This is a genomic window from Halobacteriovorax sp. HFRX-2_2 (genome assembly GCF_043196705.1).
Taxonomy (GTDB): domain Bacteria; phylum Bdellovibrionota; class Bacteriovoracia; order Bacteriovoracales; family Bacteriovoracaceae; genus Halobacteriovorax_A.
Window position 1 is genome coordinate 736,812 of record NZ_JBEBMT010000002.1, and the last position, 26,798, is coordinate 763,609.

The following is a 26,798-nucleotide window of genomic DNA, read 5'->3' on the forward strand; positions in this document are numbered from 1 at the left end:
TTATGCTTAAATTAGCTTTAGTTACTTTCATTTCCACATGCTCAATGGCCTTTTCTTTTAAACAGGCAGTAGGGCAGTTGAGTAAACATAATAGTGTTGAAGCAATTAAAGGGAGTGCTAAGTCTCTTGTTGAATCTTCAAAACAGAAAAGCTCTTGGGGTGACCCAATGTTTAAAGTTGCTGCAAAGAACTTTCCTGTTGAAACATTGGATTATAACCAAACTCCAATGACGGGGCTAGAGCTTGGAATTTCTCAAAAGATTGCCCTTTCAAATAAGTATGGAAAGGCATCTGAAAGCGTCAATGCTCAAGCAAGAGCGATGAATTATTCGGCACTAGATTATGAGCAGGCATTGGTTAAGGCGTTGTGGGGAAATGTCATTGGAAATCGAAAAATTGAAAATGAACTCTTTATCCTTAAAGAAAACCTTGCTTGGATTAATAATATCCTAAAGGTAAGTAAGAAGCTTTACTCTAATGGACGAATCACTCAACAGGCCCTACTTGATATTCAAATTAGAAAGTCAGAAATTGAAAGTGAGTTTAGTAATAAAACATTTGAGCTAAAACAGAATAAGGCCCAGCTTGAATACTTACTAGGTGATCAAGCAGCACGCTTCGATTACAAAAGCGTTCCTTGGCGTTTATTAGAAAAAACCAAGAATGAAGAAGTGATTAAGGATAACCGTTTAAAGGCACTTGAAGAAGGAAAGATCGCTGGAGAGTTTGCTGTCGAACAAGCAAGTCTTGCTTATATCCCAGATATCACTGTTTCTCTTGGTTATACATTTCGATCAGATGAAATCGACAATAATGGTGACTTTATCGGTGCTCAGATTACGTTTCCAATCCCTGTCTCAGATGACAAGAGAGGCGCTAAGGGAGCGGCCGTGGCCAATCGCTATGCTGCGACTAAAAAGCTTGAGGATTATAAACTTAAAAAGAGTCGTGATTTAAATATCATTCAAGATAATATCGAAAAATTAAAATCTGAATTAGAAATCATTACGAAAAAATCTGTGAATTTTGCAAAGAACTCACGTTCGATTACTTCAAAATCATATGGCCGTGGGAATAGTTCTTACGTTGAACTCTTACAAAGTGAATTAAGACTACAAACAATATTATTAAAAAAGGTGATGTTAGAAGCTCAATTAGCAACTTCTAAGGTTGATTATAAATATACTCTTGGAGAGTCTCTCTATGAATAAGTTACTTAAAATTATTGCATTCTCAACTCTTCTTGGGTTTGTTGCGTGCTCACCAAAGGAAGATGTGAGTACACAAAGCGAATCTAAGGTGAAAACATACTATACATGCTCGATGCACCCTCAAATTAAAGAGGATAAGCCTGGGAAATGTCCAATCTGTCATATGAACCTGACAAAGGTTGAAGTCGAGGATGACCATGATCACTCGACAATGACACAAACAGAGCCAGAGAAGGAGCTTTGGCGTTGTGCAGATTTTCCAGATGTAACAAGTGAAAAAGAAGACGTATGTCCAATGGATGGAACTCCAATGGTTAAAGTTAACACACGAAAAGAAAATGCTGCCAAGGTTGTCGCTAGTGTGAAGCTTAGAAAGTCTCAGTTAAAACATTTTTCACCTTCATACTTTCCTGTAACGACGATGAAGATGACAAAGAAGATTAGACTTCTTGGTCAAGTCCTTCAGTCTGAAGAGAAAGAGAGTAATATCCCTGCTCGTATCGATGGACGAGTGGAAAAAGTCTATGTCAAATCAACAGGGAGTTTTGTGAAAACTGGTGATCCTGTTGTTGATATCTATAGTCCAAAATTAATTACTGCTGGTGAGGAATATATTCTTGCTCGTAAGACTTACCTGAAAAATAGAGGACGTGAATTTCGTGATCTTTATAAGCAAAGTCAGGAGAGGCTAGAACTTTGGGGAATCAAGAAAGAACAATACGAAGCTTGGGCCAAGAAAGGTGCGGTTCCAAATAAGATCACAATCTTTTCACCTGCAACAGGTATTGTACAAAAGAGAAGTGCAACTGTTGGTACATACTTTAAAGAAGGGCAAAACTTCTTTGAACTCTCAAATTTAAGTGATGTCTGGGTAGAGCTAGATGTATACGAACAAGACTCTGCTCTTGTGCAGCTAGGACAAAAAGTTGAACTAGAATTTATTGCAATACCTGGGAAAACAACAACAGGTGAGATTGATTTTGTGAGCCCTGTCCTAGATCAACAATCACGTACATTAAAAGTACGTGCGACGATCAAAAATGAAGAAGGCAAGCTTAAGCCTGGTATGGTTGCAAACGCTCAAATCACATTTGAGCTCGAGGGAATGCCTCTTGTTATTCCTCGCTCTGCTGTGATCGACACAGGTAAGAGAAAGGTTGCTTGGGTTAAGGTGAGTGATAAAGAATTTAAGTCTATCGTTATTAAGACTGGTCACGAGTCGGAAGGTTATGTTGAAGTTGAAGCAGGTCTTAAGGATGGTGATCAAGTTGTTATTGAGGGGAATTTCCTTCTTGATGCACAAGCACAACTCTTTGGTGGATATGAGGATATGAATACATCTGATCCTCATCAAGGGCATACTAATGATTAAGAATATTATTGAATTATCTATTCGAAATCGCGTAACAGTAGTTTTACTCTTTACCTTAGTTGCTCTACTTTCAGTCTTCAGTCTATCGACTGCTCGAATTGATGCGATCCCTGATATTGGTGAAAACCAGCAAATCGTTTTTACTAATTGGGCAGGTCGTTCTCCAAAAGATATTGAAGAGCAAATTACCTATCCATTGAGTGTCATGCTACAGGGAATTCCAGGTGTTAAGAATATTCGCGGAACGTCTGCTTTCGGCTTTTCTACAATATATGTAATCTTCAATGATGAAGTTGATTTCTATTGGTCAAGATCACGTGTTTTGGAAAAGCTTACAAGTGCTAAGAATGAACTACCTGATGGTGTAAATCCGGCCATGGGCCCTGATGCAACAGGACTTGGACAAGTGTATATGTATACTCTTGATAATGCTCCTGATAGCGACAAACCACTTTCATTAGAAGAGCTAAGAACTCTTCAGGACTTCTATGTTCGCTATCTTCTGCAAAGTGTTGAGGGTGTTAGTGAAGTTGCTAGTATTGGTGGTTTCGTTAAAGAGTATCAAATTGATGTCGACCCTAATAAACTTATTGCCTACGATATTCACTTAACGGCAATCATTCAAGCTATTCAAGATAGTAATATCGATGTCGGGGCCGAAGTTATTGAAGATGGTGACCGTGAATTCATTGTACGTGGGAAAGGATTCTTTAAATCTCTGGCCGATATTGAAAATGTTGTTGTGGCCGTTAAGAATAAGACTCCAATTCGTATCAAAGATATGGCAAGTGTTGGGACAGGGCCAGCATTTCGTCGTGGGGCCCTTGATAAGGATGGAACAGAGGCCGTTGGTGGAATTGTTACCATGCGCTTTGGTGAAAACCCTAAAGAAGTTATTGATAATGTAAAAGAAAAAATTGATATTGTTAAGGCAGGACTTCCAAAAGGGGTTGAGTTCAGTCCTTTCTATGACCGAACTGAAGTTATTGAGAGAACGATTGGAACAGTTTACTCCGCTCTTGCACAAGAGATCTTTATCACTGTTATTGTGATCCTTCTCTTCTTGCTACACTTTAAGTCGTCGATTCTTGTTTCGTTAACACTTCCGTTTGGTGTTGGGATAAGTTTTATTCTTATGAAATTCATTGGCATTGATTCTAATGTTATGAGTTTATCAGGTCTTGTTATTGCCATCGGCTCTATGGTCGATATGGGTATTATCATGACTGAGAATATCTACTCTAGTCTTGCTAATGAAGATCGTGATCTCTCAAAGTCTGAACGTGTTGAGATCGTTGTGAAGGCGGCCCGAGAGGTTGGACCTGCGATTTTAACAGCAGTTGCAACGACGATTGTGACATTCCTTCCTGTTTTTGGACTCGAGGGAAGTGAAGGGAAGCTCTTTGGACCACTTGCTTGGGCAAAGACCTTGGCAATGTTTGGTTCTGTTGTCGTAGCGATTATTCTTGTTCCGGCCTTAAGTGTTTTCTTTTTAAAAGGAAAGTTGAAACCAATTGAGAAGAATCCTGTAAGTTTAAAAATTGTAAATACTTATCAGCCAGTTCTAAGATGGATGCTTGAAAATCGTAAGATCTTTGCGATCTTCCCAACTCTCATTTTTATTCTTGGTGGTATTGCATACTCTCAACTTGGTAAGGAATTTATGCCTTCTTTAAATGAGGGGGAAATTCTTTATATGCCTGTAACAACAGCAGATGTCGGGATGACAAAGGCACGTGAATTATTGGCGTATACTGATAAGGAACTCGTTAAGCATCCACTTGTGGCAAGTGCTATTGGTAAACTGGGACGAGCTGAAACTGCATTAGACCCAGCACCTGTTGCCATGTTTGAAACAGTGATTAAGCTTGTTCCGCAAGATGAATGGCCTAGTGGAACTTCTATTTATGATATCATGGCCGAGCTTGATCAACAGCTTCAAGTACCTGGACTCGTTAATGCATGGCTATTTCCAATTGAAAATCGTATCGCCATGATTTCGACTGGGATCAAAACACAAATTGGTGTAAAGGTCTTTGGTGATAATCTTGAGAAGCTAGAAAAGATAGGCCAAGAGATCGGTCACGTTCTCGAGGGAATAAAAGGCGCAAGTGGTGTCTATGCTCAGCAAATCACTGGTAAGCCTTATATTGAATTTGATATTGATCGTGTAGCCGCGAGTCGTTACGGAATTAATACGGGAACGATTAATAAGATTCTTCAAACTGCGGTTGGGGGAATGACAATTGGTCAATTCTACGACGGGAGACAGCGTTTTCCAATACGTGTTCGTTATAAGAAAGAGCTAAGAGACCGTGTTGATGAGCTTAAAAAAGTTCTTGTGCCAAGTCCTCTTGGACAACATATTCCATTAGAGCAACTTGCAAAGATCGAAGTTGTGACAGGCCCTGCAATGATTCAGTCTGAGGATGGGATGTTACGCTCACTTGTTCTTTTAAATGTTCAAGATCGTGACCTTATTGGCTTTGTTGAAGAAGCTAAGAAGGCCGTCGAAGAAAAGGTTGACTTACCTAAGGGATACTCTCTTGTCTGGGCCGGACAATATGAAAATCAGGTTCGCTCAAATAATCGCCTAATGCTTCTTGTGCCATTAGCACTCGTTATTAATTTAATCATTATCTACTTTGGTATTAAAAACCTTCGCAATGCGGCCATTGTCTTCAGTGCTGTTCCAATTGCATTTGCAGGTGGTCTAATCCTTTTATGGATTGGAGGATTCAATACTTCAGTTGCCGTATGGGTTGGTTTCATTGCTCTATTCGGTATCGCTGTTGATGATGGGGTCGTGATGATGACTTATCTGCAAGAGGAGTTTAAATCAATTAAGCCAAGTAATTGGGGGGAACTCAAGGAAGTTATTGTCAATGCTGGTTCAAGACGTATTAGACCGCTTGTTATGACGACTACGACAACAGTAGTGGCCTTAGTTCCAATTATGTGGTCGACAAGTACAGGAAGTGAAGTGATGAAACCAATGGCGATTCCTACGCTTGGAGGGATGCTCGTCGAATTAATTACACTATTTGTTGTGCCTATTACATATTCATATTTTGAACAAAAGAACCTTAAAGGAGAAACACATGAATAAATTTATTATTGTAAGTATGATTGCTTTTAATTTATTTGCCGCTGGACGTATTGAGATGGCACAAAACACTAAGAAAGAAGTTGTAAAAGTTCTTGAGCTAAATGAGGGCCTTCATGCAAGCTTCTTTGATTACGATGGTGCAAAGGTTGAGAAAGCTGCAAAAGATCTTGCCAATGCAATTGATAAGATTAGCGATGAAAAAATTAAAAAACTTTTAACTTTCTCAAAAACTAAGCTTTCTGAGATTAAGGCATCAAATTCAACTGCTGATAATAACCAGAACTATCACCTTGTTTCAATGGCCCTTATTCATATCATTAATACGTATGATGTAGGGGAGAAGTATAACGCTTACTCATGTCCAATGGTAAAGAAGAAGTGGGTACAAAACTCGTCAAAACAGGACAAGGTTCACAATCCATATGCTTCAAATATGCCTCACTGCGGACAAAAAGATACTAAGTTCTAATTACTTTAAATAATCTGTGATGGCCGCTCCAAAGATGCTTGGAAATGCAATAATGACTGTGCGTTTAAAAGCAAGTACTGGGTCGGTCATGACAGGGAATTTATCAATCAAGAATAGAATGAAAACAACACTCGAAGTTGTGATTAAGTAAATCGCAATAATCCTCTTAACGAATTCAGCAATATTCCCCTTAAGCTTAAAACGATAGAAGTTAAAGTAGACAAAACACGTCACGATAACAATTGAAGATGCTAGTAGATAGTAGATATTATCAAATTTAAGAGAAACACTTAGATTCCAGACTTCTTCAGTAAAGCACAGTGGCGAAGCGACAAGAAAGGCCCCCACAAATATCTGTGAAACATCGCGTAATCGAAGCTCAACCATAAGAGGGTTGATAACATGGCCAATGGGTTTTCCAGTATCATCTAAGAAGGTAACGACTTCTTTCAGATAACCATTGATTCGTTTGATCTCAGTATGTGTATTCTTTAAACCTTTAAAAACATCCATACTGAAATTATAGTGAGGTTTTGAATTTTAAGCAAAAAAAAAGGCCCGAATAATCGGGCCTAAGTATACTTTAAATTTATTAAAGAATATTGATATCTGCAGAGATTGCAAAATTTGTCTTATCTGAATCAATATCATCAGCAAGGAATTGTACGTTTGGATAAACGTAGATATCTCTTGTTACAGAAATACCAACACCAACTGATTGGTATTCGTATGCTCTAAGAAGTTTAGAATCTTCACCTCTAGACTTTTGGTAGTTAAAGTAACCAAATACAGTTCTAAATGAGAATGTATCGTTGAATACGTACTCTAGTTGTGGGTAGAAACCAACTGCAAGTTCTGTCATTGCATCTTTAGATACCGCAACTTCTGGCTCTGAACCGTAGAAGTATGCACTTAGAGAAACTGAAGCACCTAGCGTTAGGTTTGTTCCTTCAAAACGCTTCATCATGTTGTGAGATGCACTAACAACTTGCTTAAGGTCTACAGCTTTATATGATTCTGCTGTACCAAAAGTGATATCTGCTGAAGTTGAAGTTTGGAAGTCACCAATTTTGTAAATTCTTGAGTAACCAACGTATGGGTTATCAACGTTACCTTCTGAGTGTCCCCATGGGTTTAGTACAGAAAAACCTGCACCAACTGTCATACTGTCATTTTTGTTGAAACGGTATCTACCTGCGAAGCTACCACCAAAAGATGTCTTCGTTTCTGTTTCTGGATCACCATAGATATCTGGTCTTTCTTCACCAAAAATATCATCTAGTGTACCACCATTGTAACCTAGTGAAAGACTTAAGCTGTAGTCAGATTTTGAACCAGACTGTGCTCTTAGTCTTGCGTTTGTAATTTCACTGTCGATGTCTCCATCTTTTTTACTTTTTGCTTCTTCTTGAGCATGAGTTTGAACCGTCATAGCAGCTGCTAGAATTAGCATAAGTAACTTTGAACTTTTAACAATTGTTCTCATAATCACTCCATGTGTATGTTTTTTTATAGACTAATATTGTCTAAAGACTGATGTGAAAGATCAATGGATTTCTTAATAAAATCTTAATAAACAACAAGAAAGATTTTTGCATGTAGCGCCAATATAGCTTAAATCAACAAATAATACCCAAATAACCATTAAGGGAGTTAATTAAATTTATCTCTTCTTCACTTTTTAGAAGAGATGACTTCTCCGTAGAATTGTCTATTAGGAGAAGTTATGTCTAAGATTTTTGATTGGGCCAAGAATGGTGATGTTGGTGAGTTAAGTATTTTCTTACTAACGAATGAAGAGTGCAACTTAGAGGTTACTAATGAGAAAGGATATACGCCTCTTCTTGAGGCTACCCAATATGGACACTTTGACTTCTGTCACACTTTATTGAGTGCAGGGGCCAATCCCAAGGCAACAGACGGCCTAGGTAATAATGCTCTTATGTTTGCTTCACTAAAGGGTAACTTAAGAATCGTAAAATTACTCATTCAATATGGTGCAAAGCTTGGTGAATTAAATGACTCCGGGATGAGTGCTCATGACTGGGCCATGGCCTTTAATCGTAAACAAGTTATTTCTTTTATTGGTGAAAAACACAAGTTTCAAAACAATCGTATTAAGAGCTACCTTGGCCTTGTTAAAAATGGAATGAAGTCTATTTCATGGCCTAATAGGAAATCTCTATGATGTCATAAAGACTCGATATTTTATTTCGCTCCCATTTGTTGCGATGATGAATTAACAGATAATCAATCATCAAAGGAGATGGATATGAAAGTTCACACATTATTTACGACACTAATTATTGGTGCGAGTATGATGAGTTTTTCAGCATCAGCAGAGTCCCTTTGTGAACATAAGTATAATTCACAAGAGGTGAGCTCACATCAAAATCTAGAGAATGAAATGGTTCATTCTACTAATTCCCTCAAGTCAAAGTATAAGAAATCTGGCGAAACTCGTATCCTTAGTAAGATCGAAGGACGCGATCCAATCCGCTAAATCTTATAATAGGCTCTATTTAAGTCTCCAAATAGGGCCTATTTACACCAGATTTCATGTATTTATTACAAAAAATGTCGCTATCAACAATCAGTTGTTTAAATGTGTAGATAATAGTTTGACATGCCAAACTCGTTCAGATATTTATTCTTCATAAACTTAAAGGAGAATAAACATGATGAAAAAATCACTTATAGCTTTATTATCACTACTATCAGTTTCAGCTATCGCAAATTCTGACCTAATTCTTGAAGGTGAGAGATGGGTTGCAAAGCATAAAGGTTACGTATGTGCAGCATTTACTGACTACACAAACGCACCAGCTACTCACAACAACATGAATGTTAAATTTGAAAAGCTTTCTACTGATTACACGCTTGATAATATTCTAATTAAGGCAACTTTCGAAAATGTAGATGGTGTTGAGTGTTCTTACTCTTCAATTCTATTTGCTGACAATGCTGCTTCGACGATCGAACTTGTTGATTCAAGAGCTTTCTCAAAAGTAAATGCTTCTGCTGACTGCTCTGAAGGAAAGGCAATCCTTGATGCTCAACTTGCAGACAATGACTATCTTTACTGGGGGCACCCTCACCACGCAACGATCATGGTTCCAGCTACTGGTGCCGCTGATGTTTGTGGAGCAGAGGCAACACATATTGGTATCGATTTTATGGTTTATAAGAAACTATAAAAAATCCTTGATATTAAGCAGGGGAGTATAAACTTCCCTGCTTTTTTTAGTTTTTATGAGTACATTAGTAAGAAAATTATTAAAAATTCATCGCATTCTAGGTTTAGTCCTAGCGGTCAACTTCCTTGTTCTTGGGCTAACTGGAGTCGTTCTCGTTTGGCGCCATGAGCTTTCTCCTGTTCAAACAGTTGAGCAAAAGAGTGTCTTTATTTCAGAGGAATCGTCACTTTCAAAAATCGAAAATTACTTATCTGAAAATGAAAGTTACAAAGATAAAAAAGTACTTTCAATTTTTAAAGGTGATGACGGAGATATCCAAGCACGTGTTACAGAACTAGGTATTGAAAAGTTCAAGGGTGCAATGAGGTTAAAATTTGACCTTGCTGGAAATGTACTATCTTCAAATCAAGTCAAGCCTACTGCCTTCATTGACTTTATTTTAAAGCTTCATCGAGAGTTACTCTTAGGAGGAAAGGGGAAGATTCTAATTGGGCTTATGGGCCTCTTCTTTCTTATTGCTCTGTTAAGTGGTGCTCTTATTGCTAATAAATTCTACCGTAATGTAAAGACGATGAATTCTCGTATCCTGCTAGGGCGTCTTCATAAGATTATTGGAGTCAAGACGTTAGCATGGCTTTTAATCGTCACATTCACGGGAGCAATTCTAGCATTTAATAGCACATTAATTGGTCTCTTTCTAAGAGATAACGTAAGGGCACATCAAGCAAATGCTATCGTTATAGAAAATGCAAAATATGTCTCAGTAACGACAGTTCTAAAAGAACTTGAAACAAAGCTTCCACATTTAGAATACGACTTTATTTCTTTTCCTGATAATGAGTTCTCTGTTCCCAACCAATTTGTTGTTCTAATGGAGAATGAAGAACATCATCATGAAATCGCATATGTCGATGGCATAACAGGCAAGCTAAATCGTACAGTATCTCTTCCATGGTACTTAGAGCTTCTTATTCTTTCAGAGCCACTACACTTTGGTGACTACGGCGGAGTTATCTTAAAGATTATTTGGAGTGTTCTGGGGCTAATTTCTTCTTTTATTCCAATAAGTGGAATCTATATCTTTTTGTTTAGAAGGAAACACCTTGCTGTGAAAGCAGGGTTATATGATGGCCGTCTTTTAAACGATACGAATGTATCAACTCTAGAAGTTTTACTTCCAACGATGTTTGTCTTTGTGATCTTCTTTATTACATCAGATTTTAAATGGATCTTAAGTGCACTCTTTCTTATTTATTTAATCTTCTCTTGGCGAGATCTTGTGCTTTTTCTTATCTCTTTTAGGAATAAAGCGAGGAGACCAAAGGAGAGAGTTTCTTGAGTTCTCAATTAAAAATTAATAATTTTACTAAGGCCATCTCATGCCTTTGTTTTGTTTTTGGTGCGGCCCAAACAATACTTCTTGGTCTTATACCGAAAATTGCCATGGTAACAAATCTGGATATCACTTCAGTTCTAATTATTTATGGTATTTCAATCTTCTTCTTTCTTTTTATGACAAAGGAGTGGGCCGCACTTTTTTCAAGAATCCAGCCTAAGAATATTTACCGAATTGGGCTTTATGGACTTCTTTTATCAACACTTGCTCTACTAGCAACTTTCACTTGTGGCAATGTTGAGTTATCTCTAGCATGTTTCATTCTTTCTCGAGTTATCTACGCGATGACTGCAAGTTCTATTCTTCCGTTCTCTCAGGTCGTTAAAATTACGCGCTTTAAAGATGCACAAAGAGGTGTCTTAGAAACCACTGTTTTCTTAAATATAGGAAGACTTATTGGATTAATTTTAGGAGGACTTTTAGCATTTAACCTAAATATGGGACTTGTTATCCTGGCAGGACTAATCCTTCTCTCAATATTACTTAGTTTTGAAAGAGGGCAAAGTGAAATCGAGATGATCTCAGCAAGGCAGGATCAGAACTTAAGACAAATAATTCTACCGCTACTTTTAATCCCACTGGCCTATACATTTATGACTTCTTTCTTTCATATGAGTATGACAGATATTGTGGGTGATCTTTTCATAGGGCAAATTAAGCAATCTGCTACGATTTACTGGACTCTAACTATTGCATCACTTGTTATTATTGTGACTCAGTTGATCCTAAAGAAAATGAATCTTATTAATTCTAAATTTGTCACAATATTAGCAATCATTGCTCTTTTAACTAGCTTTTATTCATTTTATCGAATTGATGATTTAAGAACATTGTACGGTTTTATCATTTTGTTCTCATTTGGAGCAGCGATAGTTCCAATTCTTTATATGGGACAAATCTATAAGCTCAATCCTGCTACTCCTAAACAGGTTGTGGCCAGTGAAATCAGCTTTTATCAAACTCTTGGAAATGCTCTTGGCTCACTTTCTTCAGGGGTGATTATTAAACTTCAATTGATTAATTATATGCTTGTTTTCTTTGTTGCTCTGGTTATTGCCGCAATTTTCATAAGCTTAAAATATAACACTTTCTATACAGAAGAAGGTTTTGGTGGAGTGACAAATGGTTAGTGAAAACACTAGGCAACTTGCTGATAAGTATAGTCTTCGATCACTCATTAACTCGATGGCAAGAGATTACGTGCAAGATAAACTTGTTGAAGTTGATCGTGAAAATGGCCATGTGAGAATAGGAGATCTTTCATTTGAGATTGATTCATTTTCTCCATTAGGTGGCCATCGTTATACGGGAAAAATTTATTTAAATGGAGCTTCTATTGACTTCGATCAAATGCTTCCTGAATTGATAAGTCACCTTCCTGATGCAGACCCAACCTTTATTGAAAATATTATTAATTCGAGAAATAATATTGAACTTATCCTAAGTCATAATTCAGATGTAAAGATTGATAGCTATCTTAGCAGTGAACAAAAGTTGCTTCTTGGTCATCCATTTCATCCTTATCCGAAATGCAAGAAAGGAATGAATGAAGAGGATTTATTTCAATATTCTCCAGAACTATCAAATGGCTTCAAGTTAACTTGGATTAAGTGTCAAAAGGATATGATTCAATCAAATGGGACACTTGATGATGTTGTTAGCGCACTAAATAAGCTGGCAATATTCGACTTAGAGGAAGTTGATAATTCCTTTGTCTATATTCCGATGCATCCATGGCAATGGCGTCGTTTGAGTAGTTTTAAAGAAAGACAAGACATCTGTAAGGTTATTGAAGTATCAAGTGGAAAAAATAACTGGTTTGCTCTTTCTTCTCTTAGATCTCTTTATAACCCCGACGCGCCATACTTAGTTAAGTATTCAATGGATGTGAAGCTTACAAATTCGATAAGACATCTTCAACCAGAGGAGGCCATCCGCGGAATGCAGATGGAGACAGTTTTTAAAAACGAAGGAGTCTCAAAATTTAGCGATAAGTTTCATATTCTTTATGAACCTTTCTATGTTGCCTTAAGAGGTGAAGATGGAAGTCCTATTATTGAATCGACTCTTCAATTACGTGAAAACTTCGTTTCAGATAATTGTCTCTTACTTGGCACTTTGGCCGAGGAGAATCCTTTTACCGGTAAGTCTCACTTATTAAGTCTAGTCGAAGATAATGCTCAAAGAGCGTGTGGAAATATTTTTCTTGCAAGAAAGTATTGGTTTGAAGCTTTTCTTGAAAATGTAGTCGGAGAGTTCATTACTCTGTCTGAAGATCACGGAATTCTTCTTGGTGCCCATATGCAAAATATCATTCTTAAAATGAATGATGGACTTCCTGTTGGAACAATTTATCGTGATTGTCAGGGTACTGGCTTCACTGCTAAAAGTGTTGAACGATTTGGTACTAAGTATGAATTCATCAGTGAGTCTAAGGGGAATATTTTATCTCCCGAGGATGTTAATAAAGTTTATACTTACTATCTCATTATAAATTCAGTGTTTAATACAATCATTTCCCTTGCAAATGGTGATGCTAAGGCCGAGTTATTTCACTTAACACAATTTAGGAATTTTATTTATAAGAATCACTCTCGTTCTTCATTTTTGAGCTACTTAATTGAAAGTGATTTTCTCTACCAAAAGGGAAATTTCAGGTGTTGTGTCTCTAATATCAACGAAAATACAATTAAAAACCCATGGGATATTTATAATAGAATCTCGAATCCAATCAAGGCCCTTTTAAGAAGACCACGTGTTTATGAAGGAGAATTATATCAAGCTACTTCAAAGCACAATCATGAAATAGTTCTTCGTGCTTTTGATATGGATAAGGATCTTTTGATATTTCATGAATGGCATAATAAGAAATATGTCTACGAGTTTTGGGAAATGAATAAGCCTCTTGAGGAACTCAGAGAATATGTACAAGGGCTCAAGGATTCTCCTTATCAACTGCCAATTATTGTTGATATCGATGGTGAGCAGGCCGGATACTTCGAAGTCTATTGGGGATTTGATGATAGGATTGCTCCTTACTGTAACGCCTCTTTATATGATCGTGGAATCCATATTCTCATTGGTGAGGAAAAATTTCTTGGAACGCGTGCTGTTTTTGATTCAATCTTTCACTTAACAAAATTTCTTTTTGAAGATGATAGTAGGACTCAAAAGGTGTGGGGAGAACCACGAGTCGATAATAAGAAGGTTTTAACTCTCGCAAGACTACTTCCTGGATGGGAACACAAGGGAGTCTTTAGTTTTCCTCATAAGACCTCTAATCTTTTAGAAGCCGATCGTACAAGGTTTTTTAGTGAGATGAAGTCATGATGAATACAAGAAAGTTCTTTGAGCTTCATAAAAATCTTATCATTAAAGCAATTGAAGAACTTCAATTTGAAGAGCTCTTTGATGTTGAGTATTGCCACGATCGTTTCTTTTTTAGAATTTCTGATGAGACCTACTATAGTTTTCAAGGCCGTATTAGTGTTTGGGGAAATCTACAAATAGAAAATGATAGCTTTAAAAAGTATAGTGCTGGAAAAATTATCGATGAGTATACTCTTGCGGACTTCTTCTTTGAGGTACAAGATACTTGTAAGATGAGTGATGAAACACTTGCTCAGTTTATTGAAGAAGGCAATCAGACAATTTATGGTGATATCATTCAAGCGACTTCATTAGAAGATATTACCATTGAAGAGATATCTAAGTTTAATTTTAAAAAAGTTGACCAGATTTTATCAGGACACCCAAAAATCATCATGAATAAAGGGCGTCTCGGTTGGGGAAGTGATGAGCTTTTATTATATGCTCCAGAATCGAGAAGTAGTTATAAGCTTCATTGGTGTGCGATTAAGCGAGATTGCCTAGAATGGGGGATGAATCTCGATCAATTAAAAATTGAAGACCTGTATTCCGACTCCCTTACTGATGCTGAAGTGGATTTTGCAAAAAGGAAAGTTCAAGAAGTCTCAGGGAGCTTTGATGACTATATTCTTATTCCGGTTCATCCTTGGCAGTGGAGTAAGTATATAAGTGTTCAATTTAATCACTTAGTCTTTCAAAGACGAATTATTTCTCTTGGAAAGATGGGCAATGAATACACACCACAAGTATCGATTAGAACTTTATCCTCTAATTCAGATACAAGTAAGTATGATGTAAAAGTGGCCATCTCTATCTTAAATACTTCATGTGTAAGAGGAATTCCTCAAAAATATATTAAGAAGGGTTATCTCTTATCTGAAAAGATTGAGAAGATTATTGATTCAGATAAATTTCTTAAGAATAAGGTCGATGTGCTAAAGGAAGTTGCAGCAGTAAGCTGTCCTTTACCAGAGTTTAATCGTATTGAAGGTGGATCATATCGCTATAAAGAACTACTGGGGTGTGTTTGGCGTGAAAGCGTAGAGAATAAAATCTCCAACGATGAAATTGCCATTCCAACAGCAGCACTTATCTTTACTAAAGATCGCAATGCACTGGTTGCTGAGTATATTAAGTCATCTGGTTTAAGTATTTCAGAATGGATCAATGAGTACTTCAGTGTTGTTGTTATTCCTCTTTACCACCTACAAGTTGAGCACGGTCTAGGCCTAGTCGCTCATGGGCAAAATACCATTCTCGTTCTGAAAGAGGGAAGGCCACAAAGATTAATTATAAAGGACTTTCATGGTGATTTTAGAATGGCCTCAAACTCAAAGCATATTGATGCTGACTTTGGAGTTGTGCTTGATCAGTTACCAGCAGAGTACTTGATTCACGATCTTATCACAGGTCACTTTGTTACAGTACTACGTTATTTTTCAAGAGTAGTAGAAGAGTCTCTCGAATTTAAAGAAAGAGACTTCTATCACTTACTTGGTGAAGTTATTTCTGACTACCAAGGTGATCGTAAGGTTGCGGATAAGGTTAATTTATTAAGAAAAGAATTTGAGAAAGTATTGGTTAATACTGTTCGTTTTGTCGCTGGTTATAGCGAAACAGGGGAGCGTTTAAAGCCAATGCTAGGAAGTAATATTAAAAATCCTCTTGTTAGAAATAGTTAGGGTTGAGTTGAGGAAGTTATATGCACAATATTTATGACATTGTTGGAATTGGCCTTGGGCCATTTAATCTAAGCTTAGCGGCACTTTTGAATCCACTAAGTAATATTAATACTAAGTTCTTAGATAATAAGCCGGAGTTTAGTTGGCATCCTGAACTAATGTTTGGGGACGCCATGATGCAAACATCTTTCTTAAAAGATCTTGTGACACCGGTTGACCCTAAAAGTTCATTTAGTTTCTTGAGTTATCTTGTTGAAAATGGACAATTCTATCACTTTTTAAATACAGACAGAAAATCAATAAATCGATACGAGTTTCAAGACTATTGTAAATGGGTTTCAAAACAACTTTGTCATGACATTGATTTTGATTCTAAAGTAATCGACATCAAACACGATGGTGAGAAATTTGAAGTCATTAAAGAGGGAGGCAGCTACTTCACAAAAAATATTTGTGTTGCATCTGGGCCAACTAAGAATATTCCTGACTGTGCGAGGCCATTTCTTTCAAATACGTTATTTCATGCAAAGTCTAAGCAAATGAAGACTCTCGATTTAAAAGGTAAGAAAGTTGTTGTTGTCGGCGGAGGACAAACAGGTGTTGAAACATTTAGAAATGCTCTCAATGGCATGTGGGGGAGAGTTGAAAAGGTAACTCTTTTAAGTGGCCGAAATAATTTACAGCCTCTTGATGAAGCGCCATTTACTAATGAGATCTTCACTCCTGAATTTGTTTTAAATTTCCATTCCTTATCTCAGGAACAAAAAGATTCATATACACAAAGTCAACTTCTAGCTAGTGATGGAAATACTCCCCAGTACCTACAGGAGATGTATAACGAGTTATATCTTGATCGTTTCTACTTAAAGAAGCTTCCTGATTACACGATTTCACCTATGCGTTGGCTTAATGAAATTGAAAAGGAAGGTGAGTCTTATAAGCTTAAGGTTGATAATCTTCTTAATCAAAACAAAGAAATCATTGAAGCTGATATTGTTATTTTAGCAACTGGCTTCAAGAGTGTTCTACCAAGCTTCTTGGAGGGGCTGTCAGATAAAATTGCCAAGGATTCTCAAGGACGAATTATTGTAGGGCAGGACTATAGTATTCAAACAACGATTGAGAATGGAAAAATTTATTCGATGAACTTTAGTCGTCACGGCCATGGGGTTGCTGATCCTCAGACTAGTTTGATGTCTTGGCGATCGGCCATGATCGCAAACGACCTCGTGGGTGAAACTAAGTATAAAACAACAAATAATAGTGAAAGCTTTTTGAGCTTTTTTAATTAATGGAGAGAAAATGAAGTTATTAATAATTATGCTAATTTCAACTTTTACCTTCGCGGCACCTGCTGCTAAGTCTGAAGGAGAGGCCAAAACAAAGAGCTTCAACACGAAGGAAGAAGTATTAGATAACCCGACACTGAAGACATTATCAGGATCGCTAAAGAGATGGTCTTTTTATTCTTCATTCAAATACAATGCTGGTGCTCTTGATAACCTCAATGACGCTGAAAGGCCTAATATTAGAAATGCAGGAAATACAACTTCACTAACAAATTTTACGGGTAATTTTGGTGTGAAGTATCGTCTTTCAAAAACAGATAACCTATCTCTACAAGTGGGGATCGAAAAGAAGGCCCCTTTTCATGGAAGTGTTGATTCAGAAAATCCAATGGTTCAGTATGAACTTGATACTTACGGTGATAGCTTAAATATTGATAACCCAGTTCTAAGTTACTTTAAAACTTACTACCTTTTTGGCATTCAAAATGTAACGTTTCTACAATACCAATATGCTACGTGGGACTACTATAAGGACCTCGGTATTAACTCTGTTTTTAATGTTAGCCATTCTTTGGCCTATAAAGTATGGAAGGCCGCTTATATTGCTCTTTCTGGGAATGCGACACAGTACTTCTATGATAAGAGTACAATTTCATTTAATGGGATGGAGATTGCAGGTAAAGACAGGCAAGTAAACCGTTCATTCTCATTAAGCCTTGCTGGTGAGCTTTACTTTTCTCGCTCTCTTTCTCTAAGGCTAATTACTGACCTTTACTCGGCCGATCATTTTAGGAGTGAGCGTATTAACGAAAAAGTTCTTCAGCAAACGATAGCGATGACTTATTTCTTTACTCGTGATATTTCAATCTCACCAAATATGCGCTTTATTGCGGAAGATATTAGAGCTGATAGAACAAATGTTGGCCTAACAATGAATGTAAATTTATAAAAAAAAAAAGGGGGATCTAAATCCCCCTTTCTTATTCTTATTTTTCAGATATTTCAAAATCATCGTGGCCAGGAATTTCTTCAGGAAGTGCTTCCTTAAGATCAACTCCTAGGTGCAGGATTCTTTGTCCTGCTTCACAATTAGGTCTTACGTTTTTACCAATAACAACACCTGAACGGTCTGCACAGATAACTTCTTTTACTTGTCCAAAGACATCGTAAACTTTTGCAATAACTTCGCCTTTCTTTACTCGATGTGTGAGTTTTGGAAGAACATCAACAATTCCACCTTTTGTCGAGTAGATCCAATAAGAGTGGTCACAGATTGTGGCATCTGTAATCATATCTTGAACATCTCCTTCGATCATTGAGAAGTAGCGAAGAGTATTCTTTATACCATCGAGGGTTTCATCAATAAGAGCATGTTGAAAAGCATTTGGGTTACCAATTTCAACGGTAATTGCATGGATTCCTTGCTCATTGGCCCAAGCTCTTAGTGTTCCTTCTTCATCATATTTTTGAACAATAATTTGTGGATTCTGTAGGAAGGCGAGGGTTCTTGTTTCCTCGTTCTCTAAGTCAGCTCTAAGGTAGAGACTGTTTACACGGCCATGACTTGCTGTATGTAGATCAAGAAGGTAGTTGAATTTAGAAACGATCTTTTGCGTAAAGTAATGTGCGTAGAGATTACTTGGATTTCCAGTAAGTTTTCCAGGCATAATTCTATTTAAATCAATATTATCAATAAATCGACGTTGATTTGTTAAGTAGCCCGGAACGTTACTAATTGGAACCATAACGATTGTTCCTTTTAGCTTTTTAGGATCGACTTCTTCAATCAGTTTGAAAATTGTTGAGATACCATTGAGCTCATTCCCGTGTACTGCTGCTGTAATACCAAGTACTGGGCCGTCCTCAACACCTTTCATAATGATAATTGGTACACGCCAAGGCACACCGAGAGCATTATCTGAGAGATGTATTTGTAAGCGGTGAATTTCACCATGCGCAAATGAATTTAAATCGATTTCTTCAGTTGTCTTAATGACTTGTATTGCACCCATAATACTTCCTATGCTATGAGATCATAATCTCGTTAAAGAGTGACTTATCATTATCTAAACTTCTAAAGAGTTTCGTTCTGAAAGTCCCTTTCTTACTAATAAGTTGTTCTGCCATTTTATCAATCGCAACAACTGTAAGAATTGTTTGAATATATGCTTCGATCAAGTCATCAGTACCAATACCAAGAGAGTTGAAATCTTTTTGATCCATAAGCATCAGTCTTGATGTATCTGAATCCCATTGGTTTTCACCTGTTTTAACTGATAGGTTTGTTCCTAGAACTTCCCAGCTATCCTCAGGGTAGCTTGCTTCAAGAGGCTTTCTCGCACGTCGTGCATAGACTGCACAAGGCATGAAACCTTTTGGTGATGAGTAAACCATAAGCCTTAAGTCAGCAATATAAATATTTCCTTTCTTATTCGGTACTGTACCGATGTGAAAGAATTTACCATGCTCACTTGTGGAACTCCATTCGTAGTGACCAATTAAACTTTGGACAATGAATTGATCATATGGGTAATCCATTTGCATAAAGGCATCAAGCTCATCTTGATTCGTAATTGTAAAAACACCTTGTCCTGCATTTGAGTAAGGGATCTTAATAACGGCCTTACCACCAAATTTTTGAACCCAAAGAGGAATTTCTAACTTATTAACATCTTTAATCGTCTCAGGCATATTAATCTTTAAGCCTGATTCAGCAATCTCTGAGTTATAAAGCTCATAGGCCTTATTTGCTAGAAGTTTATTGCGTCCACCAGAAAGGCAAACGAGAGTTGAGTTAAAGATGAATGTTTTTGAAGTTGTTGGAATGCGATTCCATGGCTTCTGTGTAACATAACGGAATGCCGCTCTAATAGGAATTCTTTCTCCAGTCTCAAGAGTGATATGTAGAACACCATTTTCAAAATCGGCCATTTGTTCTTCACCATTAAAGTGTGGAACGAGGTAAACATCTTCACCTGTTAGATCTGCTATTGTTGAAGCATAGCCAGATGTCTCCATGTAGTTCTTATCATAGATGACAGCAAGTGCACCTTGTGGAAGTCTCTTCTTTCTCTTTTTAAGTGCAGGAAGAAAAGAGTTCTCAATTAAGAATTTATATCCTCTATGTTCATCCGCATCGGTTCTTGGTGGCATTGACTTTTGACCTGAAGGACAAGAGTTTGTTTCAAGAACAACCATGCGTCTATTTCCAGCTTGTGTTGTAACATAGAATAAGTCAGATCCACCCCAGAAGAAGTGCTTACACTCATATGAGAGAATATCCCTTAAGGTATCAGTACAAATTTGTGGGTTAAGATGACTATATCTTTTAATAATTCTTTCGTGATCCAAATTAAAAAAATGGCTCACTAAAGGGTGTAGTTGTGCGTTTAGTACCTTAGGATAAAAGTGATTTTCTTGTTCAAAATTATCAGGCTTAATAACTTCAATTCTTCTTTTCAAGTTCTCTCCAAATTGTATTTTTAAAGCATAAGTTAATGGAAATATTATAATCTCAAACCCTTCTCATGTAGCGAATATTTTGTGATTTTTATTAAAATTTTAAGGCCTATCAATATTTTTTGAGCATATGTTGATTGTTTTGCTCGGAATTTGTCTTGTTTGGCATTCCCTAATTTGCGTCCGACTCGCTTTTGGTTTTTTGGAATTTATGTCATGTTGTTTTTTAACAAGATAAGGGGAAAGAATGAGACTTCGTAAAGAACTACAGGGAGTAAAACGCCTTGTTGTAAAGGTTGGAAGTAATGTTATTACAAAAGGAAGTGGCAAGTTAGATACTAGAAAGGTGCGAAAAATTGTAGAGGATATCTGTGAGCTCATTGATGAGGGGATTGAAGTTGTCCTTGTCAGCTCAGGTGCCGTAAGTGTTGGGAAGTCATTTTTAAAAGAGCACTTACCAAGAAGAGGTCAGTTAGATCTTCAGCATTCAGCTAGTGCAGTCGGACAGCCAAAGCTTCTAAATACATACTCTCGACTATTTGAAGAGAATCAAAAGATTTGTTCACAAATTCTTCTAACACATGATGATTTTAGAAATAGAAAACGAAACCTGCATGCCAAGCAAAGTATCAACGTTCTCTTAAAGAATAATATTACACCGATCTTAAATGAGAATGACACAATCTCTTTTACTGAGATTGCACTGGGTGACAATGATCACTTGGCCGCACAAACAGCGCAAATGATTAATGCTGACGCACTTCTTATGATTACTTCAACTAATGGCCTCTATGATAAGGACCCGGCGTATGAAGATGCTAAGAGAATTGAAACGGTGCCATTTGGTAGTGATGTCTTAGAAGATGTGAATTATCAGGGAAAGACAGCAGTGGGAAAAGGTGGAATGGAATCTAAGGTTCACGCCATCACAAAAATTACACCAATTGGTATTAAGGCCGTTATTAGCTCGATGGATAATGAGCGACTTATCTTGGATCCCCTGACAAAGGAGCTAGGAACTTATTTTGCTCCTAAGAACGCTTATGACCCAGAAGAGCGAAAGGCATGGCTACTTTCAATGAAGAAGCCTAATTGCTATATCGAAGTTGATAGAGGTGCATTTGATGCCCTTAATGAAAGTAAATCACTTCTTCCAAAAGGCATCGTTGATGTTTACGGCCAATTTTACAAAGGGGACTGCGTTGACATCATTTGTGACGGTGAAGTCTTTGCTTCTGGTGTTTGTGAATATGGACATTGTGAAGTTGAACAAATTATGGGACGTCACAGTGATGAAATTGAAGACCTGATTGGTTTTAGAACATCAATTGAAGTCGTCCATACAATTAACTTAATTTTAGAAAAGGATATAATCGATGAAAAAATTAGCTAGTACAGTAAGAAAAGCATCAAAAGAACTTTTGAAGCTAAATAAAGAAACTAAGGACCTAATCTTTGATGATTTAGTAAAGGCCTTAGATGAAAATCGCGAGCTTATCTTAGAAAAGAACCAACTCGACCTAGATGCTGCATTTAAGAATGATCTTTCGAAGGCAATGGTTGACCGCTTAAAACTTACTAATGAAAGAATAGACGACATTATTTCAGGAGTTAAGACGATTAAGGATCAACCTGAAATCGTAGGATCTTTCTATAATGAATTTACAAATGATCTAGGTTTAAAGATCAAGCGTCAAAGAGTCCCTCTAGGGGTTATTCTTATGATCTTTGAGAGTCGTCCTAATGTTGTTGTGGATTGTGCAGCTCTTGCGCTTAAGTCCTCAAATGCCATTATTTTAAAAGGTGGAAAAGAGGCCAAGCACTCAAATGAAGTTCTTGGAAAAATCATTCAGGATGCGATCTCTAAATATGTGAATAAGAATGTTGTAGAAGTTCTAGCATCTGATAATCGTGAAGTTTTAAATGACCTACTAAACCTTAAGGATGATATCGATGTTGTTATTCCTCGTGGTGGTCACGGTTTAATCAATCATGTTTTTGAAAATGCAAAGATGCCAGTGATTGCTCACTATCAAGGGCTTTGTCATATGTATATTGATAGTGAAGCGGATATTGAAAAGGCCGTAACACTTGTTGAAAATGCAAAGACTCAAAGAACAGGTGTTTGTAACGCAATTGAAACGCTACTTATTCATAAAGATATTTTACCAAAGGTAAATGACAAGATTTCCAAGAGGCTCCTTGCAAAGGGGTGTGAGTTAAGAGTTGATGAAGAGTTTGCAAATCAAACAAAAGGTAGCTTTGTTAAGGCGACACCAGAGGATTGGTCAACAGAATACTTGGACAATATCCTTTCAATCAAAACAGTTTCTTCTCTTGATGAGGCCATAGATCATATTGGTGAATACGGTAGTAATCACTCAGAGTGTATTGTTTCTAATAATGAAGAGAATTGTCAGAAGTTCTTACAAAGTGTTGATGCAAGTTGTGTCATGGTAAATGCTTCAACTCGTTTCAACGACGGAGGACAGTTAGGTCTTGGAGCTGAGCTTGGAATTTCGACAACAAAATTACATGCCTATGGGCCAATGGGGGTTGAGCAAATGACGACCTCACGCTACGTCGTTGTTGGTGATGGGCAGATTAGATCTTAGTTAAAATAATAGGAGAGTTATCATGAAGAAAATTGCGGTTATAGGTTGTGGAAATATGGCCGGTGCAGTTGTTCGTTCAATGTATAAGGGCCAAAAAATTAAGAACAAATATCTCACATATACGCCGAGTCGCACACGAGCAATTGAACTTGCTAAAGAGGTTGAAGGTGAGGCCATTGTTGAATTAAATGAAGCGGCCGATGCAGACTACTTCTTAATTGGTTGTAAGCCACAACAATTCACAGAGCTATCAGAAATGCTTAAAGGCATCGACCTTTCAAATAAAGTTGTTATTTCGATCATGGCCGGAATCGATCAAGAAAGAATTAGCAATTTATTAGGTACATCAAAAGTAATTAGGCTAATGCCTAGCTTACCAATGGAGTACGGAGAAGGAATCTGTCTGTTAAGTACCACTGAGCAAGTTGAAGAAAGTGAAATTGAGTTCTTAAAAGATCTTCTTGGTGAAAGTTCGATGATCTTAAAAATGAAGACAGAGGAACTCTTTGACAAAGTGACTGTCGTCTCTGCATCTGGGCCTGCATTTATTTATTATTTTATGAATGCATTAGAAGATTCTCTAAAGGAGTGGGGCCTTGGTGCTATCGAATCACGTGCAATAACGAGTCAGCTCTTTAGGGGAAGTGCAAAGAGTGCACTAATAAATTGTGAGACAGAGCTTGATGATTTAATCGCCAAGGTGACTTCTAAGAAGGGAGTCACAATTGAGGCCATTGATAGTTTTAGAAGCAGTGGGATTGATGCCTTTGTGAAAATGGGCGTGGATAAAGCGGTTCATCGCTCAAGTGAATTACGAAGAGGTTAGGGATAACCTAATTAGTAAATTAATCAATTCTTAATGAATATATAGAATGTTAAGGTAATTAAATGAACAATAAGAAATCTGAAAAGTTAGTACAGTTAGTAAGTTATAGCGTCGTTGATAAGAAGCAGTCCCGCACATCTAAAGTACAAAAAAAGACTTCTATTTGTGAAGAGGGGCACGGTAAGGCGTTAAGAGAGACATCTTTTCTTCGTCGAAGCCTAATTGAAGATGAAGAGAATTGCCTCTCAATACTCTAAATAATAAGTTTTTAAATTAGTATTTTATTAATTAGCAAGAGCTATCTTGTTCGCTACCGCTTTGTGTTTTTTTAGTGGATGGATAGCTATGCCAAAAAAAGGATTGTTAAATGATTGTTTACAGTTTCCTCTTTTTTTTACTCCTCTTCGTTTTGATTGGAGTTTCTTCAAGTTTAAAAAGTAAGAAAAATAATTCTGACTACCTGCTTGCAGGTCATAGTACTCCGCCATGGTTAGCGGCCCTGTCTGCTGTTGCCACTAATAACAGTGGTTATATGTTTATTGGACTTATTGGTTATACCTACACCAGTGGACTTCAGTCATCATGGGTTATGATAGGTTGGATTGTTGGTGATATTGTCATGAGTTTCTTTGTTCATAAGAAATTGAGACAGGTTACAGAAAAAGAAAATCTGCTAAGTTTTGGAGGTGTCCTTTCGAGATGGCAAAGAGGGACAAGCTTTAAAAAGTTAAGACTTCTTGTCGGAATTATTACAATTTTATTCCTAGGTGTTTATGCTGCTGCTCAGTTTAAGGCCGGATCTAAAGCATTACACGTTCTTTTTGGATGGGATTATAGTACTGGTGCAATTATTGGTGCTGTCATCGTTTTTGCATACTGTTTATCAGGTGGAATTAGAGCATCGATTTGGACAGATGCTGCCCAGTCATTTGTTATGATTATTGCAATGGGGATCTTATTCTTCGTTGGTATTAACGAAGTAGGTGGTTATGATGCTTATGTTTCTAAGCTAAGTGCTGTGTCTCCTGGCTTCTTAAGTTTTACACCAACAGGACTTAATGTTCCTGGAGGAACGGGGATTTCACTATTTATTCTTGGTTGGGTCTTTGCAGGTTTTGGTGTTGTTGGCCAACCGCATATCATGATTCGTTTTATGACAATTGATGATACTAAGAATATGAATAAGACGAGAATTTATTATTATGCGTGGTTCATCGCCTTTACTATTATGACTATTGGAGTAGGGCTTACTGCAAGACTTCTACTTCCAAATTCTGCAAATTTTGATGCCGAACTAGCACTACCTCTAATGAGTCAAAAGCTACTTCCTGAAATTCTTATTGGTGTTGTTCTAGCGGGAATCTTTGCCGCGACAATGTCGACAGCAGATTCTCAAGTACTAAGTTGTTCAGCAGCTTTTACAAGAGATATCCTGCCGAAGAAATCAGATAATATTTATCTGACAAAAGTTGCAACTGCTGGGACGACTGTTATCGCCTTGGCCGTGGCCCTCTATGGAAGTAAGAACGTATTTGAGCTCGTCCTATTGTCATGGTCGATACTAGCAGCTTGCTTTGGTCCATTAATTTTTATCTATGCAATTGGTAAGAAGGTATCTGAAATTACGGCCATCTCGATGGTTCTCATTGGTGGAATTGTTACTGTTGTTTGGATGAACCTTGGTTACGGTGCAACGATTTATGAAGTTGCTCCAGGAATCATGGCCGGTTTAATTACATATTTTGTTCTATCTCATACGCCATTAAACGATATCGTTCCTGGTAATAAGGTTGTTGATAATAGAATGAAGAATTCAAAGCTTATAAATGAAGCCAATAGCTAACTCCTTGGTAGACTATTTATACCCGATTACCATTACCCTCCTATTCTTAGGGGGGTATTTTCTTGCTCTCTTAAATATTAGAAGAGTTCAAAAGAGAAAGCTTAAGAATATCCGTAAGAGAGATATTAGCGATGCTGTTGAAACAGACTCACCAGTTGATGATCAAGAAAAAGAGCTAAAGTCACACGGGGTAGAAGGAATTGAAGGTCGTTTCTCATTTATGATGAGAGCTCTTCCTGTTCTCTTTTTTATTCTTTGGTCGCTCTTTGTTTCCATTCCTTATTTAGGAAAAATCCCAACTGTTTATGTTTCAATCATTGCTGCCATTGTTTCGGTAATTGCTGGTTTCTCCCTAAGGCCTTTTCTAGAGAATCTTTTTGCGGGTGTGATTATTTCTTTTTTTAGATCAATTAAGATCGGGGATACCGTCACTATTGATGGCCACTACGGCCTAATTGAAGAGATTGGGCTGACCTATTCAGTTGTAAAGAAGTGGAATTGGGTAAGGCTTGTTATCCCAAATTCTAAGTTACTTCAAAAAGAGATACAAAACTTCACCATGAATGATCACTTTGTATGGACCCATATTGAGTTCTATGTTGCGCCAAACTCAGATCTCAAGTTAGTTCGTGAAATTGCACATCGAGTGGCAAAGAAGTCTGATTATTTTTGTGATGTTGAAGAGCCAACAATGTGGGTGATGAAATTAGAAAAGGACGCCATTGAGTGCTGGTTGGCCGCTTGGGCAGAAAACCCTAGTGATGCATGGGAGCTTCGAAATGATATGCGTACTCAGCTCTATATCGAGTTGCAAAGTGCACAGATTGAATTTCATAAGCTCAATATTACTCAATATTAAAAGTTAAAAACGACAAGAGGTTGATATGATGAATTTAATTAATAAGATTTTTGAACACGTTATAAAAATGATCCTTTTCATTTTAAATCAGTTTTTTCCACT

The 26,798-nt window shown here is 37.2% G+C and carries 23 protein-coding genes; 19 read left to right on the forward strand and 4 right to left on the reverse strand.

Annotated elements, in window-relative coordinates:
* The first annotated feature begins 2 nt into the window (after positions 1-2).
* Genes ABMA79_RS08770 through ABMA79_RS08785 form a run of 4 tightly spaced genes read left to right on the forward strand, consistent with a single transcriptional unit; the run spans position 3 to position 6,161 of the window.
* Positions 3-1,211 (forward strand): TolC family protein, encoded by a 1,209-nt coding sequence (locus tag ABMA79_RS08770; protein WP_393091902.1) that lies wholly within the window; start codon positions 3-5, stop codon positions 1,209-1,211.
* Positions 1,204-2,583: an efflux RND transporter periplasmic adaptor subunit gene (locus ABMA79_RS08775; protein ID WP_393091905.1), complete on the forward strand. Its 1,380-nt coding sequence runs from the start codon at positions 1,204-1,206 to the stop codon at positions 2,581-2,583. The genes ABMA79_RS08770 and ABMA79_RS08775 overlap by 8 nt, the downstream gene beginning before the upstream one ends.
* Entirely contained in the window at positions 2,576-5,692 is a 3,117-nt protein-coding gene (locus ABMA79_RS08780; protein ID WP_393091908.1) for an efflux RND transporter permease subunit, read from the forward strand. The genes ABMA79_RS08775 and ABMA79_RS08780 overlap by 8 nt, the downstream gene beginning before the upstream one ends.
* A complete protein-coding gene (locus tag ABMA79_RS08785; RefSeq protein WP_392859617.1) occupies positions 5,685-6,161 on the forward strand; it encodes a hypothetical protein in 477 nt (158 codons plus the stop codon). The genes ABMA79_RS08780 and ABMA79_RS08785 overlap by 8 nt, the downstream gene beginning before the upstream one ends.
* Here ABMA79_RS08785 and ABMA79_RS08790 read toward each other — a convergent pair whose 3' ends face one another.
* Together ABMA79_RS08790 and ABMA79_RS08795 are read right to left on the reverse strand one after the other, a co-directional pair.
* Positions 6,162-6,674, reverse strand: coding sequence for a DUF2391 family protein (locus ABMA79_RS08790; RefSeq protein ID WP_392859620.1), 513 nt, complete (start codon positions 6,672-6,674; stop codon positions 6,162-6,164).
* A 79-nt stretch (positions 6,675-6,753) separates the two neighbouring features.
* The gene (locus ABMA79_RS08795; RefSeq protein WP_392859621.1) at positions 6,754-7,647 is read right to left on the reverse strand and encodes a hypothetical protein; all 894 of its coding nucleotides are present in this window, start codon (positions 7,645-7,647) and stop codon (positions 6,754-6,756) included.
* A gap of 240 nt (positions 7,648-7,887) precedes the next feature.
* Here ABMA79_RS08795 and ABMA79_RS08800 point away from each other — a divergent pair, with 240 nt between their 5' ends.
* The 9 genes from ABMA79_RS08800 to ABMA79_RS08840 all read left to right on the forward strand — a co-directional run bounded on the left by ABMA79_RS08800 (position 7,888) and on the right by ABMA79_RS08840 (position 18,043).
* Complete coding sequence (locus ABMA79_RS08800; RefSeq protein ID WP_393091911.1) at positions 7,888-8,349, forward strand: ankyrin repeat domain-containing protein; 462 nt, start codon at positions 7,888-7,890, stop codon at positions 8,347-8,349.
* An 84-nt stretch (positions 8,350-8,433) separates the two neighbouring features.
* Positions 8,434-8,664 (forward strand): hypothetical protein, encoded by a 231-nt coding sequence (locus tag ABMA79_RS08805; RefSeq protein ID WP_392859627.1) that lies wholly within the window; start codon positions 8,434-8,436, stop codon positions 8,662-8,664.
* A 175-nt stretch (positions 8,665-8,839) separates the two neighbouring features.
* Positions 8,840-9,358, forward strand: a complete 519-nt coding sequence (locus ABMA79_RS08810) for a hypothetical protein (RefSeq protein WP_392859628.1) — start codon at positions 8,840-8,842, stop codon at positions 9,356-9,358.
* Positions 9,359-9,413: 55 nt separating this feature from the next.
* The gene (locus tag ABMA79_RS08815; RefSeq protein ID WP_393091914.1) at positions 9,414-10,697 is read left to right on the forward strand and encodes a PepSY-associated TM helix domain-containing protein; all 1,284 of its coding nucleotides are present in this window, start codon (positions 9,414-9,416) and stop codon (positions 10,695-10,697) included.
* Entirely contained in the window at positions 10,694-11,884 is a 1,191-nt protein-coding gene (locus tag ABMA79_RS08820) for an MFS transporter (protein WP_393091916.1), read from the forward strand. Before ABMA79_RS08815 ends, ABMA79_RS08820 begins: the two co-directional genes overlap by 4 nt.
* On the forward strand, positions 11,877-14,084 hold the full coding sequence (locus ABMA79_RS08825; RefSeq protein ID WP_393091919.1) for a GNAT family N-acetyltransferase: 2,208 nt from the start codon (positions 11,877-11,879) through the stop codon (positions 14,082-14,084). The genes ABMA79_RS08820 and ABMA79_RS08825 overlap by 8 nt, the downstream gene beginning before the upstream one ends.
* A complete protein-coding gene (locus ABMA79_RS08830) occupies positions 14,081-15,805 on the forward strand; it encodes an IucA/IucC family protein (RefSeq protein ID WP_393091921.1) in 1,725 nt (574 codons plus the stop codon). Before ABMA79_RS08825 ends, ABMA79_RS08830 begins: the two co-directional genes overlap by 4 nt.
* A 20-nt stretch (positions 15,806-15,825) precedes the next feature.
* On the forward strand, positions 15,826-17,097 hold the full coding sequence (locus tag ABMA79_RS08835; RefSeq protein ID WP_393091923.1) for a lysine N(6)-hydroxylase/L-ornithine N(5)-oxygenase family protein: 1,272 nt from the start codon (positions 15,826-15,828) through the stop codon (positions 17,095-17,097).
* Between the two features lie 10 nt (positions 17,098-17,107).
* Positions 17,108-18,043 (forward strand): hypothetical protein, encoded by a 936-nt coding sequence (locus ABMA79_RS08840; protein ID WP_393091925.1) that lies wholly within the window; start codon positions 17,108-17,110, stop codon positions 18,041-18,043.
* 37 nt (positions 18,044-18,080) lie between these two features.
* On the opposite strand, the gene ABMA79_RS08845 is transcribed toward ABMA79_RS08840, so the two are convergent.
* Positions 18,081-19,106: a succinylglutamate desuccinylase/aspartoacylase family protein gene (locus ABMA79_RS08845; RefSeq protein WP_392859642.1), complete on the reverse strand. Its 1,026-nt coding sequence runs from the start codon at positions 19,104-19,106 to the stop codon at positions 18,081-18,083.
* Between the two features lie 13 nt (positions 19,107-19,119).
* Complete coding sequence (locus ABMA79_RS08850) at positions 19,120-20,556, reverse strand: hypothetical protein (protein ID WP_392859645.1); 1,437 nt, start codon at positions 20,554-20,556, stop codon at positions 19,120-19,122.
* Positions 20,557-20,800: 244 nt separating this feature from the next.
* Between ABMA79_RS08850 and proB the strand changes: the two genes are divergently transcribed.
* From proB to ABMA79_RS08880, 6 genes are all read left to right on the forward strand, one after another.
* The gene (proB, locus tag ABMA79_RS08855; protein WP_392859648.1) at positions 20,801-21,946 is read left to right on the forward strand and encodes a glutamate 5-kinase; all 1,146 of its coding nucleotides are present in this window, start codon (positions 20,801-20,803) and stop codon (positions 21,944-21,946) included.
* Positions 21,930-23,168 (forward strand): glutamate-5-semialdehyde dehydrogenase, encoded by a 1,239-nt coding sequence (locus ABMA79_RS08860; RefSeq protein WP_392859650.1) that lies wholly within the window; start codon positions 21,930-21,932, stop codon positions 23,166-23,168. Before proB ends, ABMA79_RS08860 begins: the two co-directional genes overlap by 17 nt.
* A 22-nt stretch (positions 23,169-23,190) precedes the next feature.
* The gene (locus ABMA79_RS08865; RefSeq protein WP_393091928.1) at positions 23,191-23,994 is read left to right on the forward strand and encodes a pyrroline-5-carboxylate reductase family protein; all 804 of its coding nucleotides are present in this window, start codon (positions 23,191-23,193) and stop codon (positions 23,992-23,994) included.
* 62 nt (positions 23,995-24,056) lie between these two features.
* Complete coding sequence (locus tag ABMA79_RS08870) at positions 24,057-24,251, forward strand: hypothetical protein (RefSeq protein WP_392859656.1); 195 nt, start codon at positions 24,057-24,059, stop codon at positions 24,249-24,251.
* A gap of 110 nt (positions 24,252-24,361) precedes the next feature.
* Positions 24,362-25,837 carry a sodium/proline symporter gene (locus ABMA79_RS08875; RefSeq protein ID WP_393091931.1) on the forward strand — a complete coding sequence of 492 codons (1,476 nt, stop codon included), beginning with the start codon at positions 24,362-24,364 and terminating at the stop codon, positions 25,835-25,837.
* A 4-nt stretch (positions 25,838-25,841) separates the two neighbouring features.
* Entirely contained in the window at positions 25,842-26,696 is an 855-nt protein-coding gene (locus tag ABMA79_RS08880; RefSeq protein WP_393091934.1) for a mechanosensitive ion channel family protein, read from the forward strand.
* The last annotated feature ends 102 nt before the right edge of the window (positions 26,697-26,798 follow it).

Coding starts and splice junctions, on each gene's coding strand:
- ABMA79_RS08770 (WP_393091902.1), top strand. CDS start 3: ATGCTTAAATTAGCTTTAGTTACTTTCATTTCCACATGCTCAATGGCC.
- ABMA79_RS08775 (WP_393091905.1), top strand. CDS start 1,204: ATGAATAAGTTACTTAAAATTATTGCATTCTCAACTCTTCTTGGGTTT.
- ABMA79_RS08780 (WP_393091908.1), top strand. CDS start 2,576: ATGATTAAGAATATTATTGAATTATCTATTCGAAATCGCGTAACAGTA.
- ABMA79_RS08785 (WP_392859617.1), top strand. CDS start 5,685: ATGAATAAATTTATTATTGTAAGTATGATTGCTTTTAATTTATTTGCC.
- ABMA79_RS08790 (WP_392859620.1), bottom strand. CDS start 6,674: ATGGATGTTTTTAAAGGTTTAAAGAATACACATACTGAGATCAAACGA.
- ABMA79_RS08795 (WP_392859621.1), bottom strand. CDS start 7,647: ATGAGAACAATTGTTAAAAGTTCAAAGTTACTTATGCTAATTCTAGCA.
- ABMA79_RS08800 (WP_393091911.1), top strand. CDS start 7,888: ATGTCTAAGATTTTTGATTGGGCCAAGAATGGTGATGTTGGTGAGTTA.
- ABMA79_RS08805 (WP_392859627.1), top strand. CDS start 8,434: ATGAAAGTTCACACATTATTTACGACACTAATTATTGGTGCGAGTATG.
- ABMA79_RS08810 (WP_392859628.1), top strand. CDS start 8,840: ATGATGAAAAAATCACTTATAGCTTTATTATCACTACTATCAGTTTCA.
- ABMA79_RS08815 (WP_393091914.1), top strand. CDS start 9,414: ATGAGTACATTAGTAAGAAAATTATTAAAAATTCATCGCATTCTAGGT.
- ABMA79_RS08825 (WP_393091919.1), top strand. CDS start 11,877: ATGGTTAGTGAAAACACTAGGCAACTTGCTGATAAGTATAGTCTTCGA.
- ABMA79_RS08830 (WP_393091921.1), top strand. CDS start 14,081: ATGATGAATACAAGAAAGTTCTTTGAGCTTCATAAAAATCTTATCATT.
- ABMA79_RS08835 (WP_393091923.1), top strand. CDS start 15,826: ATGCACAATATTTATGACATTGTTGGAATTGGCCTTGGGCCATTTAAT.
- ABMA79_RS08840 (WP_393091925.1), top strand. CDS start 17,108: ATGAAGTTATTAATAATTATGCTAATTTCAACTTTTACCTTCGCGGCA.
- ABMA79_RS08845 (WP_392859642.1), bottom strand. CDS start 19,106: ATGGGTGCAATACAAGTCATTAAGACAACTGAAGAAATCGATTTAAAT.
- proB (WP_392859648.1), top strand. CDS start 20,801: ATGAGACTTCGTAAAGAACTACAGGGAGTAAAACGCCTTGTTGTAAAG.
- ABMA79_RS08860 (WP_392859650.1), top strand. CDS start 21,930: ATGAAAAAATTAGCTAGTACAGTAAGAAAAGCATCAAAAGAACTTTTG.
- ABMA79_RS08865 (WP_393091928.1), top strand. CDS start 23,191: ATGAAGAAAATTGCGGTTATAGGTTGTGGAAATATGGCCGGTGCAGTT.
- ABMA79_RS08870 (WP_392859656.1), top strand. CDS start 24,057: ATGAACAATAAGAAATCTGAAAAGTTAGTACAGTTAGTAAGTTATAGC.
- ABMA79_RS08875 (WP_393091931.1), top strand. CDS start 24,362: ATGATTGTTTACAGTTTCCTCTTTTTTTTACTCCTCTTCGTTTTGATT.